This is a genomic window from Pontibacter sp. MBLB2868, assembly GCF_051904785.1.
Classification (GTDB): domain Bacteria; phylum Bacteroidota; class Bacteroidia; order Cytophagales; family Hymenobacteraceae; genus Pontibacter.
On the sequence record NZ_CP196710.1, the window covers coordinates 3,428,004 to 3,447,275 of the forward strand.

The window sequence follows — 19,272 nt, forward strand, 5'->3', positions numbered from 1 at the left end:
CCGTCCTAAAATAAGTTGACAGGTTTTACGATAATTTTAGAAAACCTGTGGGCCTTGGCTCACAGGTTTTTTCATGTACCTGCTGTGGTGTGAGCATCTTCAGGCTCAGGTGAGGCCTTCGGGTGTTGTAGCTTTCCACTGCCTGTTTTACGAGCACATCCAGTTCCTGTCTGGTATTACAGGGGTAAATCAGGAACTCCTCTTTGAGTATGCCGTTCATGCGTTCAGCCAGTGCATTCTGGTAGCAGTCATACCCATCGGTCATGGAAGGCTGGATACTGTGCTTTTGCAGGATGCGCTGGTAGTGCTGCGAGCAGTACTGCAGCCCGCGGTCCGAGTGGTGGATGAGCGGCAAAGTCGTCTTGCGTTCCTTCACAGCCATCTTCAGGGCCTTGCCCACACTCTCGGCGCTCAGGTCGTCGCTCAGGGCATAGCCCATGATGCGGCGGCTGAAGGCATCGGTGACCAGCGAGAGGTAATGGGTGCGCTGCCGGCTTTTGACATACGTGATGTCAGAGACAAACACCTGCTCTGCCCGCTCTACGGCCAGCTCTTTCACCAGATTGGGGTATTTCCTGAGCCAGTGTTTGGAGTGGGTGGTTTTGGTGTAGCTGCGGCGGGGGGCGATAAGCAGGTGCTCTGTGCGCAGATAAGCAAACAGCCCGTCACGGCCCAGCTTGACGCCTTGCTCCTGCAACTGTGCCGAGAGCAGGTAGTGGAGCTTGCGCGTGCCCACCCGGGGCAGCTGCCGGCGCACTTCCTCCACCAGTTCCCTGACAGGGGCCAGCTGTGCTGTGCGCCTGGTTTGCCGCGCCCTCAGCTGGTAGAGCGATTGCCTGCTGCACCCGAACAAAGAAGAGAGACGCGACAGGCTCACGCTTTTCTCTTTCTGGAAGAACCACATTGTCCGGGTAAGGGCTTTTTTGAAAAACCAGTGCCAAGCTGCTGGTCAATGTCCTCTACCATCTTCTCGAGAACCTGCCTGCGGAGACGTTCATCAGAGAGTTCGCGCTCCAGGCGCTTGATCTTTTGGGCGGGTGTTTCGGCTTCTTTCATACGTGTGTGTATAACGGGATAACGCCAATCCAGCCGCCCGTGTTTTCTGAGCCACACCAGCACCGTGGAGCGCCCCTGGATCCCGTAATGGCGCTGGGCCTGCTTGTAGGTCAGCTCGCCTTCTTCTACCTGTCTGACAACAGCCAGTTTAAAGCCTAGCGGATAATCACGACTGCTGCGTCTGCTGCAACCTGTTTCTTCTTTTCCTTGCATAAGTCTAAATAGTGTCAACTTATTCTAGGACGACTCATACAAAATAAAAAGGGCACCTTATACAGGGTGCCCTTTTTATTTTAATCCACTACCCTCAGGAGGGGCTTTAAAGCAAAACCACACTAAAAATTTACATTTTCTGCTTTGCAATGCATTAAGAGCGACTATCTTTGAAGGTTCAGTTTTGGATTAACGCTAAATTCTTATGAAATTGGTCTTTAGCCAGATGTATATGGTTAAAAACCACGGAAAATGTTAGCCAGGCTGTGTCCGAGTAAAACAAACAACAACGCATACCATGATTAAAGTTAACAGAGAGGATGCCCTGAATTACCATATGCAAGGGCAGCCAGGGAAGATTGAAGTAGTGCCAACCAAGATGTTAAGCACGCAGCATGACCTTGCACTGGCATATTCTCCCGGAGTAGCAGAGCCTTGCAAAGAAATCTACGCAGATAAAGACAATGTATATAAATATACTGCCAAAGGAAACCTGGTAGGTGTTATCTCTAACGGGACAGCCGTACTTGGCCTGGGCAATATAGGCCCGGACGCTTCTAAACCTGTTATGGAGGGAAAAGGTGTACTGTTCAAGAAATTTGCAGGTATTGATGTGTTCGACATTGAGATAGATTGTAACGATCCGGAGGAATTTATACGGATTGTGAAATCACTGGAACCAACTTTTGGTGGAATCAACCTGGAGGACATCAAAGCGCCGGAAAGCTTTAAGATAGAAAATGCGCTGAAAGAGCAGATGAATATCCCGCTGATGCATGATGACCAGCACGGGACTGCCATTATCTCGGCGGCGGCACTTTTAAATGCCCTGGAGCTGACAGGTAAAAAGATTGAGGAGATCCAGATGGTGATGAACGGTGCAGGAGCTGCCGCCATTGCCTGCGCCAAGTTATATGTGGCCCTGGGCGTGAAAATGGATAACATTGTTATGTTCGATAAAGAGGGCATCATTCGCCCGGAACGTAACGACCTGGATATTTACAAAGCGCAATTCGTGACTATGCGCAAGATCGATACGCTCGAAGATGCCATGCGCGATGCGGACGTGTTTGTAGGTCTGTCGGCAGGAAATGTATTGCCGGCAGAGTATGTAAAACTGATGGCTCCCGATCCGATCATTTTCGCTTTGGCGAACCCGGATCCGGAAATACCTTACGATGTGGCAATGTCTATCCGTGAGGACCTGATCATGGCAACCGGCCGCTCTGACCATCCGAACCAGGTGAATAACGTACTTGGATTCCCTTATATTTTCAGGGGCGCCCTTGATGTGCGTGCCACTGAAATTAATGAGGCAATGAAATTGGCCGCAGTGCATTCCTTAGCCGAATTAGCCAAGGAAACAGTACCTGATATGGTACACAAAGCCTACGGCGACAACACGATCACTTTCGGGCGCTTCTACCTGATCCCAAAACCACTGGACCCGCGCCTGATCACTACGGTGTCGCCAGCTGTGGCAAGAGCAGCCATGGAGAGCGGTGTTGCGCGTTTACCAATCACCAATTGGGAGCTGTATGAGCAAGAGCTACAGGAGCGGGTTGGCGCTGACCAGAAGCTGATGACGCGCATCACAAACCAGGCAAAGAAAAACCCGAAAACGGTAGTATTTGCAGAGGCCGACAATTACAAGATATTAAAGGCAGCTCAAACGGTAAATGACCAGCGCATAGCAAACCCTATACTATTAGGTAACAAAAAACGCATACAGGCTATTATTGAGGAAAATAACCTGACTCTGGATGGTGTCACCATCATTGATCCGTTTGAGGAAGATGCCAAACGCGAGGAGTATGCCCAAATGCTCTATATAAAGCGCCAGCGTAAAGGCCTTACCCTTTTTGATGCCCGTCGCCTGATGCGTGACCGTAACTACTTTGGTAGTATGATGCTGAATACAGGCGAAGCAGATGCCTTGATCTCTGGCTTAACACGTGACTATTCAAAAACCATTGCGCCGGCATTGCAGGTGGTGGGCGTTGAAGAAGGCATTAATAAAGTGGCGGGTATGTACATTATCCTGAATAAAAAGGAGCCGTACTTTTTTGCAGATACAACTGTAAATGTTAACCCGACAGCTGATGAGTTAGTAGATATTATTGGCCTTACAGCGCGCACTGTACGTTTCTTCGATACAGAGCCACGCGTTGCTATGCTGTCATACTCTAACTTCGGTTCAGTACAAGGCGATATTCCGAATAAAGGTGCTGAGGCTGTACGCAAAGCAAAGGAAAAATACCCTAACTTGCTGATAGATGGTGAAATGCAGGCAAATACGGCGCTTAACCGCGAAATGCTGCGCGAGCACTACCCATTCAGCAATTTAGCAGAGAAAGGGGCTAACACACTAGTATTCCCGACGCTTACTTCCGGTAACGTGGCCTATAAGCTATTACAGGAAATGGGTGGCGCCGAAGCCATCGGACCTATCCTGATGGGAATGCGGAAGCCGGTGCATATTCTGCAATTGGGAAGTTCGATCCGTGAAATTATAAACATGGTGGCTATTGCCGTCGTAGATGCTCAGAACTATAATAATCAACATATATAGATGATAGCCTATATAGATGGCAAATTAGCTCATAAAGATCCTACCTATGTCATTATTGATGTTAATGGCATTGGGTATCAGATCAAGATCTCATTAAGTACGTATTCATCATTGCCAGCTGGCGAACGATGTAAACTGCATACATATTTAAATATAAAGGAGGATGCACACACGCTGTACGGCTTTACAACTGTCGCGGAGAAAGAGGCTTTCCTTCATTTGATTTCTATTTCAGGCGTGGGCCCCAATACGGGGCTCATGATCCTGTCTTCCCTGTCAGTGGAAGAAGTGCAGCAGGCAATTGTGAGGGAAGATGTGCGTACGATACAGAATGTAAAAGGAATAGGCGCTAAAACGGCTCAGCGCATTATACTGGAGCTAAAGGATAAACTGAAGAAGGAGGTAATGCTATCAGATGGTGTTGTACCTGCTGCTTCACACAATACAAACAGAGCGGAAGCGTTATCAGCTTTAGTTACACTTGGTTTCGCTAAAAACGTAGCCGAGAAAACGCTGGATAATATCATAAAGAGGGAGGGCGGAAGCCTGAGTGTCGAGGAACTGATAAAGTTCGCGTTAAAATCGTCTTAATAGATTATACCCAATTTGATCTGGAAAAGTAAAAAAAACAACCTGCTCCTGGCAACGGTTGCAGCTATCTCTATGCTGGCTTGGTGGTCTCAAGCGGAAGAACTGCGCTCGCGGAGCAGATTTGGCTATACTATTCTACAAAATCTGCTATCTAAACAAGATACAGTAAAAAAAGATACCTCCTACATCCCTAGCCGAAGGCCTACTTTTGTGCCCTCCGACCGCCGTGGAAACCCATTCAGCACCCGTTCTTCCACCTCTCCGCTCCTGCTTGGCCAGCCTAGCAACCTGCAGTTAAATGTAGACCTGGATGATAGCCTGCAACTATATAATATCACTGAAACGATAGGTGACATAAATTATCGTCCCCCATCGTCCATGACGATGCAACAGTACTCTGAGTGGCAACAGCGTGAAGCGATCCGGAACTACTGGAGAGCCAAGTCAGCTGGCCTGGACGGGGAAAGTGTCGTAAGCAGCAACCGCCTTATCCCCAAAATATACATCAGCCCGGTATTTGATCGGATCTTCGGGGGTAACTATGTAGATATTCAGCCAAATGGAAACGTTTCGCTGAAGTTTGGCGCGCGCTTTAATCGCAACCAGAACCCAACCATCCCGCTCCGCCAGCAGCGCACCGGCGATTTTGATTTTGACCAGAACATCTCCCTTAACCTGGTAGGCAAGATTGGTGAGAAAATGCGCATCAACTTTAACTGGGATAATAATGCCAACTTCGACTTTGAGAATAACATGAAGTTGGACTACACCGGTTACGAGGAAGAGATCATCCGAAAAGTGGAAGCGGGTAATGTAAGCCTGCCGCTTAATAACTCATTGATAACGGGCGCCCAGAACCTGTTTGGTATAAAAACGCAACTGCAGTTCGGCCGCCTAGGCGTTACAACCATTGCCTCTAATGTAAGAGGCCGTAACGATGAAGTGGTGATACAGAACGGTGCGCAGAACAAGCCCTTCCAGATCCGGATAGATGAGTATGACAAAGACCGGCACTTCTTCCTGTCGCAGTTCTTCAGGGGCCGATACAATCAGGCGCTGGCAAAGCTGCCGCTGGTAAACTCAGGCATCGTTATCCGCCGCCTGGAACTGTATGTAACGAACAATAACCGCTCTACCGAAAATCTGCGCAACATGGTTGCCTACATGGATATTGGTGAAACGGACCCTTACCGCGAGCAATTTGACAAAGGCCGCCCTGCCACTGCACCGGCTGACAATGATGCTAACTCGCTTTATAGTATACTGACCAATTCTACCGCCCGCAATAATACGCAGGTAGATGAGTACCTGAGAAGCCGCGGCCTGCAAAAAGGAATTGACTTTGAGCACGTTCGTGCACGTAAGCTGGATCCGCGAGAGTATAAATTCAATCCGCAACTGGGGTACATTTCCCTGAACACGGCCCTGCTGCCGGACCAGGTGCTGGGGGTGGCTTTTGAGTATACCTATAATGGTAAGACGTACCAGGTTGGTGAGCTGATTGATAATTACCAGAACCTGGACGACCAAAAAGTTATCCAGATGAAGTTATTACGCGCAACCAACCCATCATTGCAATACCCTACCTGGGATCTGATGATGAAGAACGTGTACAGCCTTGATGCCACCCAGCTTAACCGCCAGAACTTCCAGTTACAGGTAATTTACAAAGACGATGAAACAGGCGTTGACATCACAAGCTTAAAAGAGCCAAGCCCGATCCAGAACATACCTTTGGTGGAAGTGCTCAACCTGGATAACGTAAACTCCAACAACGACAAGCCAAGCGACGGTAATTTTGACTTTTTACCGGGCATTACCGTTGACCCTGAAACAGGCCGAATATTTTTTCCAGAGGTAGAGCCTTTCGGTGATTATCTTGCCCAAAAGCTCGAAGGAAGGCCAGAGCTGATTGACCGCTATGTTTTCCAGGAGCTTTATGACCAGACCCAGACCGATGCGCAACAGAATAACGTAAAGGCCAAGTTCTTTTTGAAAGGTCGCTTCCAGGCGACCTCTACAGATGAGATCATACTTCCTGGTTTCAGAATTGCCGAAGGCTCTGTTGTAGTTTACTCCGGTGGCACAAGATTAGTGGAAGGCACCGATTACCAGGTGTTCTACGATCTTGGCCGTATCAAAATACTGAACCCGAGCTACATCAGCTCGGCCAGCGACCTGCGGGTAACTTACGAAAAAGCGGAACTGCTGAACATACAACCACGGTCCTTGCTGGGTGCACGCTTCGATTACCGCTTAAGCGAAGATGTGAACCTGGGAGCCACGGTATTACACTTAAGTGAACAGCCCTACATCAACCGGGTAAGCATTGGCGACGAGCCTACCAACAACACCATCTACGGTTTTGACGTGAACCTGCAGAAGGAATCGCGCTTCCTGACCAAGATGACTGATGCGATTCCGCTGATCCAAACCAAAGTACCTTCCCTGGTCTCTTTTAGCGGTGAGTTTGCCCAACTTGTGCCAGCTACTACAAAATCTGCGGTAAACGAAGATGGGGCTTCTTACATTGATGACTTTGAAGGTGCCGAAACACCTTACAGCCTTGGAGGCTTTAATAACTCCAGCTGGCGATTAGCCGCTACTCCTGCCCCACTGGTGCCCGGAGCCGGCCTGGCTTATTCATACAACCGCGCCAAATTAGCGTGGTATACAATTGACCAGATCTTCTACCGTGATTCAGACGGCTTGCGCCCTAAAAACATTACCAAAGAAGAGCTACAAAACCATTATGTGCGCGGTGTGCGCAGGAATGAAGTGTTCCCTGGCCGTGACCCTGAAATTTCAAATACTTTTGAATATACCTTTGACCTTGCCTATTACCCAAGCGACAGAGGCCAGTACAACTATAATCCGAACCTCACGCCGCAAGGACGGCTAGCAGGTGACCCTCGTAACAATTGGGGTGGTATCAGCCGTGATATTTCTTTTGACACGGATTTCGATAATGCCAACATAGAATATATTGAGTTCTGGCTGATGGATCCGTTCATATCCGGGCCCAATGGTAGAAAAGACGCACTTGGCAACCCGATTAACACGAACGAAGGAGGAGAACTGGTCCTTAACCTGGGAAGCGTTTCAGAAGATATCCTGAAAGATAACCTCTATGCCTTTGAAAACGGCTTGCCTGTAGCTGATAACCTGCAAAATATTCAGGAGACGATCTGGGGGCGCATCACTACGCAACAGTTCCTGACAGACGCCTTCTCTGGCGTGCCCGGGGCAAGACAGCTACAGGATATCGGCCTGGACGGGTTGAACGATGTGAATGAGCAAAATTATTTCCGCAACTCCTTCCTCAATCTGATACCTGGCTCTCCACCTCAGATAGTCCTTGATGACCCATCTGCTGATAACTTCCTGCACCACCTCGATCCGGCATATGATGCACAGAACGCAGGTATACTTGCCCGGTACAAGAATTTTAACGGCATGGAGAACAACTCTCCGGAGAACAGCCGCTTCTCAAACTATGCCTTCCCTGACAAAGAAGACCTGAACAAGGACAATGTTATCAATGACGTTGAGCAGTATTATGAGTATAAAATTGACCTGGAGCCAGGCAAGCTGAACGTAGGCCAGAATTACATAGTAGATGCCGTACAGAACACTGTAAATGGCCAGGATGTAACCTGGTACCAGTTCCGTATTCCGGTGCGCCAGCCAACAGGTACAGTGGGTAACATCAATGGCTTTAAGTCTATCCGCTTTATGCGCATGTACTTAACAGAGTTTGCTGACCCGGTGGTGCTGCGCTTCGTACAGTTCCAGTTTGTGGCAAACCAATGGCGGCAGTACCTGCAACCGATCACAAATGGCAACCCTTGCCTCAACTGTACCGATGATGCAAAGGCTTTCACTATATCAACGGTAAACATTGAGGAAAACGGACAGGCTGTAGAAGGAGAAATACCTTATGTGTTGCCTCCGGGTATTCAGCGTCTGCGTGATTATGCTTCTACAAATGACCGCCGCCAGAATGAGCAGTCGCTCCAGCTTTGTGTTGAAGAACTAAAGGATTCATTTTCTAAGGCCGTTTATAAAAACATCGCTTTAGACATGCTCATCTACAAGCGCCTGAAAATGTACCTGCATGCGCAAAGCCCGGACCCGAATATAAAAGACGGCGACATGCAGGCCTTTATAAGGATAGGCACCGACTTTACCCAAAACTATTATGAGTATGTAGTGCCCTTGCAGTTTACAGAGCGTGGAAGCGTTACTCAAGATGCTATCTGGCCGTTAGCTAACCAAATAGACATTGCCTTAAAAGACTTTGTAGATGCCAAGGTGCAACGTAACCGGGACCCTAATTCTGACCGTTTCCGGCCATATGAGGTAAACGTTAACGGGAAAATTATACGAGTAGTAGGTAACCCTGATTTTAGCGAAGTGCAGGGCATTATGATCGGTATCCGGAACCCAAGTGATGACAGTCAACCGCACTCTATGTGTATGTGGGTAGATGAATTGCGCGTGACAGACTTTAGAAATCAGTCTGGCTGGGCTACTAATGCCAGGTTAAACACTAAGCTGGCAGACTTTGCCAACATCACGGCAACAGGAGCTTACACTACCGTAGGATTTGGAGGCCTGCAGCAGAAAATCGCCCAACGTGCCCGTGAGAATACAGCACTGTTTGATGTTAGCGCTAACGTAGTTGCAGATAAATTCCTTCCGGAGAAACTCGGGATACGGGTGCCGCTTTCGGTGCAGTATGGTACCATGAACAGCGAACCACAATTTGACCCACTTGATAAGGATGTGCCCCTGGAGGAATCTCTGACAAGGTTTGAGTCTAATGAAGCTAAGCAAGAGTATAAGAAGGAAGTAACTACCCGCGAGACCCGCAAGAGCATCAGTTTGCTGAATGTTCGCAAAGAAAGAACAGACCCTGAAGATAAGGTTAAGCCTTATGACATAGAGAATCTCTCTTTCTCCTACTCTTACACAGAACGGGAATTCACGAACATTGAAACGGACAGGGACTTTACAAAAACGTACAATGGCGCTGTTGCCTATACCTATAGCACCACACCTAAGAATATTGCCCCGTTTGAAAAAAGCGAAAGTCTGAAATCACCGTATCTGCGCCTGATTAAAGACCTGAACTTTACACCCCTGCCGAGCAGCTTTGCATTCCGGGCCGATTTGGACCGCCGTTACAATGAGACGTTCCTGCAGCGCCGAGATCCGGAAACAGGCCTGATCACAACACGTGGCATTGACCCGACTTTCCAGAAATACTTTTACTTTAACCGCCTCTATGATTTGAAGTGGGACCTGAGTAAAAGCCTTTCACTGGATTATACTGCCACCAACAGAGCAGTAGTGGACGAACCCGACTATAGGATCAACAATGACATTGACTCGCTAGCTTATAAGAACAAAATCATTTGGGATAACCTGAAGGACTTTGGTCGTAACACCAACTTCAATCAATTAATAGCCCTTAACTATAAGCTTCCGCTAGACAAGTTTCCACTTGTTGACTGGATGGGTGCCGAGACACGCTATGCCGTTACATATATCTGGACAGCGGGCTCCACGGCCCTGAACCAGGATGCAAATTTCCAGCTTGGCAACACCCTGGAGAATAACACAGAGTTTAGTGTGAACGGAAAGTTTGATATGGTGAAGCTTTATAATAAGGTAAAGTTCCTGAAAGCCGTTAACTCGCCAGCACCAGCCGGCAGACCTGTGGCAACAGCCCCTAACGATACTACAGCACAGAAGCCTGCATCACAGTCTAAATTTGTTAAAGGGCTTGCACGAATGCTCATGATGACACGCTCCATTAACTTTACTTACCTGGAGAACCAGGGAACGTTATTACCGGGCTACCTGCCAAAAACAAAACTGTTTGGCTTCAGTGACGGATTTGATGCTCCGGGTCTGCCATTTGTGCTTGGTAAACAATATGATCTGGATCAGCTATACTTTAAAGCCAGGGATAATGGCTGGTACACAGACAGCAGCCAGTACCTGAACACACCATTGAGCTCTATTTTAACTGAAACATTTACAGCCCGTGCTAACCTTGAACCCTTCAGGAGCTTTAATGTGCAGCTGGATGCTAGACGTACTAAGTCTGTGATCGAAGAGATATTTTACCGGAAAGAGTTTGATGATTTCGGGGAGGTTGGAGCGGTTGACCAGCGCCAGAATCCATTTAATACCGGCTCCTTCAGTACTTCATTTATAGCCATCGGAACACTATTTGAATCTACCACTGCGGGTACCTCAGAGGCTTTCGACAACTTTATCCGTAATCGGTATGCTGTGCGCGACAGGCTTACGGCCATGAATGCAGCCGCCGGCGACTCCGGTTATACTTTAAATTCTCAGGAGGTACTGATGAAGTCGTTCCTGTACGCTTACCAGGGGCGAGACATAAATGGCTATAAGGCTAACCCGGATAACCCGTTCAAGCGCCTGCCAATACCAAACTGGCGTCTGGACTATAATGGATTATCACAGTTGCCTTTCTTCCAGAAATGGTTTAGCCAGGTAAACATCACGCATGCTTACAACTCCAGTTACAACATCACAAGCTTTACCACGTCGTTAGCCTATGAGCAGCAACCGGACGGCTTCCCGACCGAAAAGAATGACTTTGGGCAGTTGGTACCATACTACATCGTAAACCAGCTAACAGTAGCAGAAAGGCTGGCACCGCTATTAGGTATAAACTTCCGTACGAAAACAAATTTTACCGGCCGTTTGGAGTACAAGATGGAGCGAAACCTGTCGTTGAACCTGACAAATGCACAAGTAACGGAGACAAATGTAAAGGACTATGTACTTGGCTTTGGCTACAGCACGAGCAACTTCCGTATTCCATTTAAAATTGCGGGCCAGAGACGGGTGCTGGAAAATGAATTAACCATGCGCCTGGACTTCTCGGTACGCGATAACCAGACCGTGCAAAGAGCTATTGCCACCGACGATCAGGGTATTGAGCGCAGCCAGAACCAGATCACTAACGGAACACGCCAGTTGCAGCTTCGCCCTACAGTAGATTATGTACTAAGCCAGCGTGTAAACCTGCAGTTCTATGTACTCCGAACTGTTTCGGATCCGAAGATATCCACGTCGTTCCGTAACAGCATGACAGAAGGTGGCGTTCAATTACGAGTTAGTTTGCAATAAAATTTTGGCATTGCGAAAAAGACCGTATTTTTGAACAGTAATCTTAACAAGAGAAATAAATGAACTTACCTGAAAACCTAAAGTATACCAAAGATCACGAGTGGATACGCATTGAAGGCAATGAAGCTTTTGTGGGCATCACTGACTTTGCACAAAGCGAACTTGGCGACATCGTTTATGTTGATATCGACACTGTAGACAAAGAAGTGAACCAGGAAGAAGTATTCGGGACAGTAGAGGCTGTAAAAACAGTATCTGACCTGTTCAGCCCATTAAGTGGTACAGTACTCGAGTTTAACGAAAGGCTGGAGAGCAGCCCTGAGCTAGTAAACTCAGATCCTTATGGTGACGGTTGGATCATTAAAATGTCAATTTCAGATGACAGCCAGGTAAATGATCTGCTTACTGCAGATGCATACCGCGAACTAATTGGTCAATAATTCTTTGTAGATAAAATAAGTAGGTTTTGATCTTACGCTATAACCTATTTACTATACTTTGGGCAGCAATGATAATGTTAACGACATTGCTGCCCTCTACTTCTATGCCCTCGCTCTCTATCTGGGAGCTTTTTTCTTTCGACTCCTTTGCCCACGCCTTTTTATTCATGGGGCTTACATTCCTGATGATAATCGGGCTTACAAAGCAATTCACTTACCTGAAGCTGCGGCACTACGCTATTCGCTCAAGCCTTCTCATCAGCACTTTATTCGGTATCTTTATTGAGTTGATGCAGCATTTCTTTATCTATGGACGCCAGGGCGATATCATAGATGTATTAGCTGATACCATTGGCTGCCTGATCGGGATCGTGATGTTTAAATGGATATATATCTGGTAAACCAGCCCTCCATTTTTTGCTTATCTTTAAAAGATGAAGCAATTGTACACTTTACTGCTACTGCAGTGCCTTTTTGCCACTGTTGCGCCTGCACAAGACATGGTTCAGGTTCACCAGACCATAGACACCCTCACCAGCCCATACTTCCATGGCCGCGGCTATATAGAGGACGGTGATAAAAAAGCAGCCGCTTATATACAGAACAGATTTCAGCAACTGGGTTTAAAACCGCTTGGGAATTCGTACTTCCAGTACTTCACCTTTCCTGTTAACCGAATCACCGAAACACCCAGGCTGCAAGTAAATGGAGTGCAGCTAATACCCGGAAAAGATTTTTTAGCACGGGCTTCGTCTGCCTCAGGTATAGGAAGCGCCACAGTGCTGGCTCTTGACACTGCTGTTTTCAACAGTGAGGCCGCAGCACAGAAATTCTTTTCCAAGAACTTTTCAAAAAAAGCTTTAGTATACCGCCAACAAGATTCAAAGCGCCTTAGCCTGCTTCCGCAAAACTACCTGCTTAAGCTACAAAAGGCTAAAGTGCATATTATACTGCAGCCTAAGGAGTTATTAACTACAGTAGCACACGAACAAGATGCTGTACCGGTTTTAGAAGTGAAAGAAAGTGCCTGGCCTGCCGGTGCCACTGTGGTCAACTACTGTGTAAAAGCCGAAGTAAATGCTGCCCACCAAACGCAGAATGTAGCTGCTTTTGTAAAAGGTAGTGCACAACCGGATTCGTTCCTGGTATTTACAGCTCATTATGACCACCTGGGCGGGCAAGGGAAATCCGTTTATTTCCCGGGAGCAAATGACAATGCCAGTGGTACAACAATGTTGCTGGAACTGGCAGCTTATTACAGCAAACCAGAGAATCAGCCGAAGTATAGCATTGCCTTTATTGCTTTCGCTGCAGAAGAAGCCGGTTTGCTGGGGTCTTTTTACTATGTGCAAAACCCTCTCTTTCCTCTTAACCAGATCCGGTTTCTTACAAACCTTGACCTTTTAGGCACCGGCGATGACGGCCTGATGGTAGTAAATGGCAAAGTACATGAACAGGAATTTGCTTTGCTCACCAGCCTCAATGAACAACACAAGTATCTTTCGCAGATCAGGAGCCGAGGCAAAGCCGCCAACTCTGACCATTACCCATTTTCCGAGAAGGGTGTTCCCGCTTTTTTCTTTTATACGCTGGGAGGTACCGCAGCCTATCATAATACCCAGGATTTTGCGGCTCAGTTACCCCTTACAAAGTTTCCTGAAGTGTTTAAACTGCTTACAGATTTTACTGCAGCATTACAGCAGTAGGCAAGAAAAGTAGCCCCTTTTAAAGATGGAATTTATCCTGTAAGGCTACAGGTAAATATTTCTTGTATCAGGGTGCAGAATACTATTGCCAATATGATTCCAAATAATTAGTTTTAGCGTTACGCAAACATTTCCCTTACCCGGAATCGTCACTCTCTGTTTCTAAGTATGGCATCTCTTTACAAGTATACCTTTAGCCGTTTCTGGCTGCTGGCATGGCTGCTCAGCTGCCTGCCTCTAACTATACTTGCACAACAAAAAAATGCTTCCGAAGTAGGGCATCCTCTTACCGAAAAGTTAGCTCCTTCCCTGCACAAAGACTTTCGTAAGGGCTTATCCGGATCATATAGAGTAGTAGTTTTAGATGAAGTTGCCTATTTACAATGGCTACAGTTGCATAAGCTTCAGCCAAATTCCAAGGCTATACCGGGCTATAACAAAACATATACGCTCTCACGACTTAGTTCAGACCAACTCTCACAGCTTCTCTCCTCCCCGTTCACGGCATATGTTGACCGTACAAACCGGGTGGCAAAGGAAGAGATGGAGCTAAAGGATGCTGATTTTATAGTAAACAATATACCTGCAGTTCATAGCCAGTTCCCTTCCTTAAACGGATCTGAAATGATAGTGTCAGTAAAAGAAGGCGCATTTAACCCTAATGACCTGGACCTGAAAGGCCGCGTGCTCTCCCCGGAATCTATAGGAGCAGAATATACTTCTCACGCCACTACCATGGCCACCCTGATAGCGGGGGCGGGCAATTCCGGTCCTAAAGGAAAAGGGATCGCCGCAAAGGCTTACGTGGCCTCTTCTGATTTTCAGGAGCTTTTACCCGACAATAGTACGAAGCTACTTGAAAAGGGCATTACCATTCAGAATCATTCATATGGCGTAGGAGTTGAAAATTATTACGGCCTGGAAGCGGCTGCTTATGATCAGCAGACGTTTCAGAACCCACAGCTCCTACATATTTTCTCATCTGGCAACAGTGGGAACAAAGCAGATGCCACAGGCCCTTACGCTAACCTGGCGGGCTTTGCGAACCTTACTGGTCAGTTTAAAACATCTAAAAACACGTTAAGCGTAGGCGCCCTGGACCCTGACGGCACAGTGGGGGTACTGAGTTCACGTGGGCCGGCGTTCGATGGCAGAATTAAGCCAGAACTCGTTGCATATGGTAAAGGCGGCACTTCTGAGGCTGCTGCAGTAGTATCTGGTGTGGCGGCGCTGGTGCAGCAGGCATACAAGCAAAACTTCTCCGGCAACGTGCCCGCTGCCTCTCTGGTAAAGGCAGTTTTAATTAACAGTGCCGACGACGTAGGCCGTCCTGCTGTGGATTTTGAATCAGGTTTTGGAAATACAGATGCCCTGGGAGCTGTAAGAACAATCCAAGACAAACGCTTTTTTACCGCCCAGATTAACGAAGGCAGCCAGAATAATTATCCTATCAGTATTCCGTCAGGTGTACGGCAGTTAAAGGCAACACTGGTGTGGCACGACCCACAAGCACATCCGAACCCTGCTGCTGCGTTGATAAACGACCTGGACCTTCTGATAAGGAACAAAGCTACTGGCGCCAGCTGGCGCCCCTGGGTGCTGAGCACTTACCCCCACCCTGACTCTTTACACAGGGATGCCTGGCGAGGAGTAGACAGAATAAACAATGTAGAACAGGTTAGCATCATGCTCCCTGATGCTGGCACTTACGAGCTGCTTGTGCAGGGGCACAAGGTACCGGGGCAGTTAATTGAGTACAGTGTTGCTTATGAGTACGAAAGTGGGTTAGAGTGGCTCTATCCTTCCACTAACACGATTCTGGAAGCTGGAAGCATTAATCTCCTTCATTGGCAAGGGAGTGTTGCAGGTGAAACGGCAAGGCTGGAGTATCGCTTTGCCACAGAACAAGTATGGCACCTTGTAAAAGAAGTAAACCTTACCAACTCCTTTACGGACTGGCATGCTCCGGACACAGCTGCTATTGCACAACTTAGGCTGGTAACCTCCAACCAGGAGATTTTATCTGGTGCTTTTATCCTCAGCCGGCAATTGAGATTACAGGTTGGTTTTAAGTGTGATGAAAATGCTATGGTTTTCTGGCAACCCCTGAAAGGTGCGAGTGCCTATCAGCTTTACCGCATCGGGAAAACAAACCTCGAACCCTTTTTAACTACCCCGGATACCTTGGCCATACTTGATAAAAAGACTCTGGCAGAATTGGGTGAATTTATCGCAGTTGCACCGCTCATCCAGGGCAAAGAGGCGCTAACAAGTGATGTCGTCGCTTATGAGCGCCAGATCACGGGTTGTTATATCAAAAGTTTTTTGCCAGAGCAGTTTGTAATGGATACGGTAATGCTCAACCTGGAACTTGGCACTTTATATAACTTAACATCTGTTACGTTAGAGCGTCAGCAAGGGGGCAATTTTATACCTGCCTTAAAAATCGCGCCGGTTACAATGCTTTCCATCAAACTACAGGACCTAAGCGCAAAACAGGGCAGTAACTTTTACAGAGTTAGAGTAGAAACAAAGGAAGGCGCAACTTACGTTAGTCAGACTGAAGAAGTAGTCTTTGTTAAACCGGGTTATGTTCAGGTGTACCCGAATCCTGTGGAAATAGGCCAGCCTTTATCCATTGCTATCAGTAACGATTCAGCCATTCTGCAGCTATATGATCAGTTAGGAAAGCTTGTGTATGAATCGGAAGAAAATGCTGTAGTCAAATCGCTGGATACAGCACATTTACAAAAGGGCCTATACATACTCAGGCTTCTTACATCGGATGGTGGTTTGGTCACTACCCGTATTGTAGTGCTCTGATTTTATTAATAGCAGCTAACTTAGCCTTATAATTTTAAAAGCGTTCTGCAGTTTTTTCTTGCTCCAACCACATTCTATAGTCTATTAAGACTTAGCCTGCACCAGCTTAACCCTACACTACTGCTTCGCGCCTGCCTGCTACAGCTACAACACCCCTATGGCATTACAGGTACTGATGCAGTCCTCTGTTTAATTCCTCACCACACAACATAAAAAAGGGCTCCCACAGTAGTGGGAGCCCTTTTAAAGTACATTAGTACGGTTACTGCTAGTAAAGATAGTTAAGGGCAGTTTTGTCGTTTGAGTTAAACGGACGGTTCTGTCCTGAACCGATACAAGCCAACATCCAAGAGTTTGGATCCTGAGCAGCTGGTGTACCAGGGATCAAGATAGCGCCAACTGTGCTTGCACCTTCGTTAGTGTAAGAACCGCCGCAGCTATAGCTTCTGTCCATGTAGTCTGTGTGACGGAAACCGATGCAATGACCCATTTCGTGTGCCAGGATTGTAGCAAACCAGTTTGTATTAGGAGCAGTACCGATATATCTGGTAGCAACTTTTACTTCGTTATGCGGGTCTCCGGCTGCTGTAGGGAAACCGGCAGAAGCAAGGTACTGCGCAGACCTAGGTGCTGCAACAATGTTAATGTCGCCTCCAGAAGAAACACGCTGCATAGAAATAGATAGGTTTTCTGCGTTGTAACGAGCAATAGCTTCATCTAATGACGGGCCATAGCTTGATGGCAATTTAGGATCTATAGATACTGTGATCACTCTAGAACCTGAAACAGCTACTAAATTTGTTGTACGATACTGCTCTGCTTCTCCAACACGAAGAGCTTGTGTGTTATGAGCACCAGTAAGGTCCTTCTGAGATAAGAAAATATCTCCTTCTACAACATAACCTCCATTAACCACCTGCACATTTTGGTTGCTGAAGCCTAAGCTTTTGATTTGTGTAAGGACCTCTTGAGAAGCTTCTTCTTTGTTAGAAACTTCCTCTTCCTGCTGGCAAGAAGAAAAACCAAGAACAGCTACTACAGCTGAGAAAACTAGTAAACGTTTTGTTAACATTTTTTTAAGAATTTTAAGTTAGACATAAATGAAATATAGGGGGTCAAAAACAATAACACAAGTTATTTTTTATTTATTTTAAAGTGTTTAAACAGTGATTTAGCAAAAACAAAAGGTTTATATATTAAGAATTAACTTTTATAATTATTCTAATAATTTTAGACTTGTTTTTGCCGCTTTGTTGCAAATGCCACACTGTCGCAAATTGCTATTATATCTTCTAGTAGTTCAGTTAAAAAACAAGAGCTGCACATCTGTGGAAGTTATATCCAGCAGCTATACAGCTCATGTTTATATTCACGTCAGATAAAAACGTGAAGTAAGCTTAACTTAGGCTAGGTGATCATGAAGAGTTAACAAAAACTCTGTGATCTAACCGGCTTAGTAAAGATAGTTAAGGGCAGTTCTGTCGTTTGAGTTAAACGGACGGTTTACACCTGTACCTACACATGCTAACATCCATGAGTTTGGATCCTGAGCAGCTGGTGTACCAGGTATCAAGACAGCCCCAACTGTGCTTGCACCTTCGTTAGTATATGCACCGCCGCAGCTGTAGCTTCTGTCCATGTAGTCTGTGTGACGGAAACCGATGCAATGACCTGTTTCATGAGCCAGGATAGAAGCCAGGTAATTTGTACCAGGGTTTGAGCCAAGGTAGTCTGAGTTTACCAAAACACTATTGTGAGGATTACCACCAGAAGGGAAACCGGCAGAGGCTAAGTAAGAAGATCCTGCAGGCGCCTTCGAGAAAAGTATCTCGTAATTAGAGGATACTCTCTGGAAACGGATATACAGGTTTTCCGCATTGTAACGTCTGATCGCTTCATCCAGGGCAGCCACGTAAGCTGATGGCAAGCTTGTAGTAATAGCTACACGGATTGTACGACCGTAGTAACCTACACTTACTAAGTTGTTTGTACGATACTGCTCCGCTTCACCTACTCTAACAGCTTTAGAATCATACTGGCTTTGCAGTTGGTCTTGTGTTAGCAGAATATCCCCTTCTACTAAATAACCACCTTCAACACGCTGAACATTTTGTTTGCTGAATCCCATTTTAGAGATCTGGGCGAGGGTTTGTTCCGAAACCTCTTCTTTGTTAACCACTTCCTCTTCCTGCTGGCACGAGGAGAAACCGCAAATACATACAAATGCGATCAAAGTAAGTAAACGAGTTACTTTCATAAACTAAAACAATTAAAAGTTAGACATATAATTTAAACAGAAATCAAGTTTTGGAACGCTTAAAACAGAATGACATAATTTTGCAGTTAAAGCTACGCTATGCATAAAAGCCAGGGCAAACTTTATAGGTATTGCAAAACACCAGCGCCAAACCATTTAATTAAGGTTGCAAGGATATCTGTTCAATGTCCTTAATCACAATCGTTTAGTAAGTCAAAAGTAAATCCTGGTTTAAAATAAAAAGAGGAATATATACGTATAAAAGTAACATAGCCTGTGTTATAGCCATAATTGGTTTCTGCAGTAATTTCTAAGTATTTATCTCAAAAACAGTATCAAAAAAAGCCTTAAAGTAACATTTCGCTTCTAAGTGTTTTCTAAAAAAAGTGGGGTGGAATACAGTATGATTGCCTTAAAACTTAAAACGCGCCAGCAGCA

Annotated in this window: 10 protein-coding genes; 7 read left to right on the forward strand and 3 right to left on the reverse strand. The window is 46.4% G+C overall.

Features of this window, described 5'->3' with window-relative positions:
* Positions 1–25 precede the first annotated feature (25 nt).
* A protein-coding gene (locus tag ACSX1A_RS14650) for an IS3 family transposase (RefSeq protein ID WP_439880391.1) occupies positions 26–1,269 on the reverse strand; the annotation gives its coding sequence in 2 pieces (ribosomal slippage) (positions 26–916 and positions 919–1,269; 1,242 coding nt in all).
* 298 nt (positions 1,270–1,567) lie between these two features.
* Between ACSX1A_RS14650 and ACSX1A_RS14655 the strand changes: the two genes are divergently transcribed.
* The 7 genes from ACSX1A_RS14655 to ACSX1A_RS14685 all read left to right on the forward strand — a co-directional run bounded on the left by ACSX1A_RS14655 (position 1,568) and on the right by ACSX1A_RS14685 (position 16,577).
* Positions 1,568–3,841 (forward strand): NADP-dependent malic enzyme, encoded by a 2,274-nt coding sequence (locus ACSX1A_RS14655; RefSeq protein WP_439880392.1) that lies wholly within the window; start codon positions 1,568–1,570, stop codon positions 3,839–3,841.
* Positions 3,842–4,432, forward strand: coding sequence for a Holliday junction branch migration protein RuvA (ruvA, locus tag ACSX1A_RS14660; RefSeq protein ID WP_439880393.1), 591 nt, complete (start codon positions 3,842–3,844; stop codon positions 4,430–4,432).
* A 15-nt stretch (positions 4,433–4,447) separates the two neighbouring features.
* Positions 4,448–11,608 carry a cell surface protein SprA gene (sprA, locus tag ACSX1A_RS14665; protein WP_439880394.1) on the forward strand — a complete coding sequence of 2,387 codons (7,161 nt, stop codon included), beginning with the start codon at positions 4,448–4,450 and terminating at the stop codon, positions 11,606–11,608.
* 59 nt (positions 11,609–11,667) lie between these two features.
* A complete protein-coding gene (gene gcvH / locus ACSX1A_RS14670; RefSeq protein WP_439880395.1) occupies positions 11,668–12,048 on the forward strand; it encodes a glycine cleavage system protein GcvH in 381 nt (126 codons plus the stop codon).
* Positions 12,049–12,122: 74 nt separating this feature from the next.
* Complete coding sequence (locus tag ACSX1A_RS14675) at positions 12,123–12,449, forward strand: VanZ family protein (protein WP_439880396.1); 327 nt, start codon at positions 12,123–12,125, stop codon at positions 12,447–12,449.
* Between the two features lie 33 nt (positions 12,450–12,482).
* A complete protein-coding gene (locus tag ACSX1A_RS14680) occupies positions 12,483–13,754 on the forward strand; it encodes a M28 family metallopeptidase (protein WP_439880397.1) in 1,272 nt (423 codons plus the stop codon).
* A gap of 168 nt (positions 13,755–13,922) precedes the next feature.
* The gene (locus ACSX1A_RS14685; RefSeq protein WP_439880398.1) at positions 13,923–16,577 is read left to right on the forward strand and encodes a S8 family peptidase; all 2,655 of its coding nucleotides are present in this window, start codon (positions 13,923–13,925) and stop codon (positions 16,575–16,577) included.
* Between the two features lie 268 nt (positions 16,578–16,845).
* Here the strand turns inward: ACSX1A_RS14685 and ACSX1A_RS14690 are convergent, their stop codons facing one another.
* Both ACSX1A_RS14690 and ACSX1A_RS14695 read right to left on the reverse strand, forming a co-directional pair.
* Positions 16,846–17,649, reverse strand: coding sequence for a M57 family metalloprotease (locus ACSX1A_RS14690; protein ID WP_439880399.1), 804 nt, complete (start codon positions 17,647–17,649; stop codon positions 16,846–16,848).
* 381 nt (positions 17,650–18,030) lie between these two features.
* Positions 18,031–18,834 carry a M57 family metalloprotease gene (locus ACSX1A_RS14695; RefSeq protein ID WP_439880400.1) on the reverse strand — a complete coding sequence of 268 codons (804 nt, stop codon included), beginning with the start codon at positions 18,832–18,834 and terminating at the stop codon, positions 18,031–18,033.
* Positions 18,835–19,272: the final 438 nt, after the last annotated feature.